At 35.8% G+C, this 3,085-nt stretch carries 2 protein-coding genes; one reads left to right on the forward strand and one right to left on the reverse strand.

The annotated features are described in order from the left end of the window. Positions 1-106 precede the first annotated feature (106 nt). Positions 107-1,558, reverse strand: coding sequence for an APC family permease (locus FC88_RS03530; protein WP_057812844.1), 1,452 nt, complete (start codon positions 1,556-1,558; stop codon positions 107-109). Between the two features lie 299 nt (positions 1,559-1,857). Between FC88_RS03530 and FC88_RS03535 the strand changes: the two genes are divergently transcribed. Next, positions 1,858-2,991 carry an LCP family glycopolymer transferase gene (locus FC88_RS03535; RefSeq protein ID WP_412030884.1) on the forward strand — a complete coding sequence of 378 codons (1,134 nt, stop codon included), beginning with the start codon at positions 1,858-1,860 and terminating at the stop codon, positions 2,989-2,991. The last annotated feature ends 94 nt before the right edge of the window (positions 2,992-3,085 follow it).

Consider the following 3,085-nt stretch of genomic DNA (forward strand, 5'->3'; position numbering starts at 1 on the left):
CAAATTTGCTTTGCTATGGAGGACGGAATATTACTACTAACCTAACTTAAGAAAGAGCCGAAATCAATCTAGAGGATCTTTTTAATATCCGTGCAGTAGATATTAACTATATTTCATCTAATTCATTATTAGTACGTTTAGCGATAGCAGGTAGGATCAAACCTAAAGCAATCAAAGCAATTGGTGTGATGATATTAAGTGCTAATTGGAACCACCATGATGATGGATCGGTTGCCATGTTCATCTTAGGAACCATACCTAGAATGCAGGCAAAGGCCGTTAGGAAGAAAGCCCATAATCCGAAACCAAAGCCGACGTATTTATTCTTAACGAACATGTAATCTGACTTAAATTTGTCTAATTGACGACAAAGCATCATATAAGCTAAGAATACCCAAAGGTAACGCATTGGCATAACGATTGAGTTAAGGTTCAATAGCCAGTTATATAGATCATTCATTCCGTTGATTCCAAGAGCAGGAACGATGATTAAGATAGAAACTAAAATAGCAGTTAACTTGTAACCATTGATAGCTACACCACGTTTATTTTTCTTCAAAAGACCTCTAGGGATGTATTTCTTATCAGCATCACCTAAAAGCATACGTAATGGAGCGTCAATAGAAATTGCTAAGGCCGCAGCTGAAGCAATTGTGTTGGTAATGGCAAAAGCCCAGACGAATAAATTACCAACGTGGAAACTATTACCTAAAAATTGGAAAGCTTGGTAAGCGCCGTTAGCCATCAAATCGGCTGGAATATGATTTGAGTTAACGATCATACCGATGGCAAATGATCCTAAGATTGCAGAAACAGCTACCATCACGGCTAAGATGATCATACCGAGTGGGAACTCCTTAGAAGCATTTTTAGTCTTATTAACATAAGGTGAAATTTTTTCTGAACCACCAACGGCGAAAACTAACATGGAAATCGTCGTGAAGTATTGGAAATCAAATTTAGGAATGTAAGTGTGAATATCAGTCATGTTTGGTGTAGCGATTTGGACATGAGTGATAAATGGAGCACTGACACCTAAGATAATAAATAGCATTGACATAGCAAACATAGCGATACCGGCAATACTACCAAGATTATTCAAAGTAGCAGTTCCTTTACTAGCTAACCAGACAAAGAGCAAGAAGATAATTAAACTTGCACCTTGTACGATAAACGGTGAAGCAGTTTTGATGAAAGAACCATTTCCCTTGAATAACCAGCTCAAACTAACCATGATAATTTGTGGTTTTTGAGCAAGATATGGAACGTGCACTACCCAGTAAGTCCAGGCAGCGAAATATGCTAGTTTATTGTTAGAAAGAGCTTTGACCCAAGAACTAACTCCTCCACCAGCCTCTTGAAAAGCGGATCCCAATTGTCCCACCATTAAAGTGTATGGAACGAAATAAAGAACCATGATTAAAATCCATGATGTTACAACAGCTAAACCTTGGTTGGCGAAGTTGTTGATAACATTATTAAGACCCCAAACGGTGGTAAAGCCTAATAAGGCAATGTTCCACCATCTAAACGTCTTTGCATTACTTGCATCTGACATTATTCAAATCCTCCTACGGAAGAAATTATACATGAAATACACAAGAAAAAGTTCTAAATAATGAGATAGATATTTTGTTATATTTTAATTAATAATTAACTAAAATGTTTTTTGTAAAATTGACAGATTGTGTTAAAAAATTATAATTTAGGAATGCGGCCATTTAAAATTTAATTTTAATTCAATTGAATTAAGCTGTATAATTGCATCCTATCTACTATAATATAGAGAGAATTTGTTTTTAATGTAGATAGCAAATTAATCGGAGTTTATTTATGGATAATAATAAGAACGACAATATGTCTAGGCAACATCGACAAAGATCTCGTAACAGTGCTTTAGCTTCTAACAACGCTGGGAAAATCAAACGTCCCTTCGTTAAGATCCTAGGATTAGTATTCTTAGTTATGATTTTTGTCATGGGTGCTTACGGTTTTCGACTTTATGCTCAAGCCCAGAACTCTTTAGGTAAGACTTATAAGGCCATTGATGGTAAAAAAGTTTCTACACGTATTAATGATAAAAAACCAATCTCAATTCTTTTACTAGGGGTTGATACGACTGATAATGGAATCAGAGATACCGAGACTAATTATCGAGGAAACTCGGATACGATGATCGTTGTAACAGTTAATCCAAAGACTAACAAGACGACGATGGTTTCCGTTCCACGTGATACAATGGCTCAAATTTGGAAGAGCAGTACTAACAATACCAAGAAAATTCAAAAGATCAATTCGGCTTATAACATTGGTAATGAAGGTAGCGCCGTAGCAACAACTGAAAAATTGTTGAATGTGCCAATTGACTACTATGTTAAAGTAGATTTTAATTCACTTAAGCAGATTGTTAACGCTGTTGGTGGTGTAGATGTTAATGTACCATTTAGTTTCTCTTATGGTGATACGGGTGAGAAAGAGTCTCATTTCAAGAAGGGTAAGATGCATTTGAATGGTAAGCAAGCGCTAGATTATTCACGAATGCGTTATGAAGATCCTGAAGGTGACTATGGTCGTCAAAAGAGACAACGTCAAGTTATCACAGCAATTATTAAGAGCGCTGCTAGTGCTAATACGTTTACGCATTATCAAAAAGTTTTGAATAGTATTTCTAGTTCAATGACTACTAATTTAAGTTTTAGTGATATGCAGTCAGTCTTCTTTAATTATCGTGGAGCTGCTAAGAACATCGATTCTGATCACGTTCAAGGCTATGGCTCAATGATTAACGGTTCTTCATATGAAGTGGCCCCAACTAAAGAGTTGCGTCGAGTATCAAACAAACTAAGAAAGCAATTAGGTCTTTCTGAAGAACAATTGAATAATGAAGAAACTAGATTAAATACATTGAATGAGGCCAGAGGGTTCTCATTTGATAGTGGAACGACAAATCAAAACTATACAATCTTTACAAGAAATCAAACGTCAGAATAATTTGGATAAAGACTGGGACAAATAGTTTCAGTCTTTTCTTATGGCAGATTGTAAAATATAACCGAACACTAGTGGACACAAAAACCCATAAAGG

The organism is Companilactobacillus futsaii JCM 17355 (assembly GCF_001435505.1).
In the GTDB taxonomy this organism is placed as follows: Bacteria; Bacillota; Bacilli; order Lactobacillales; family Lactobacillaceae; genus Companilactobacillus; species Companilactobacillus futsaii.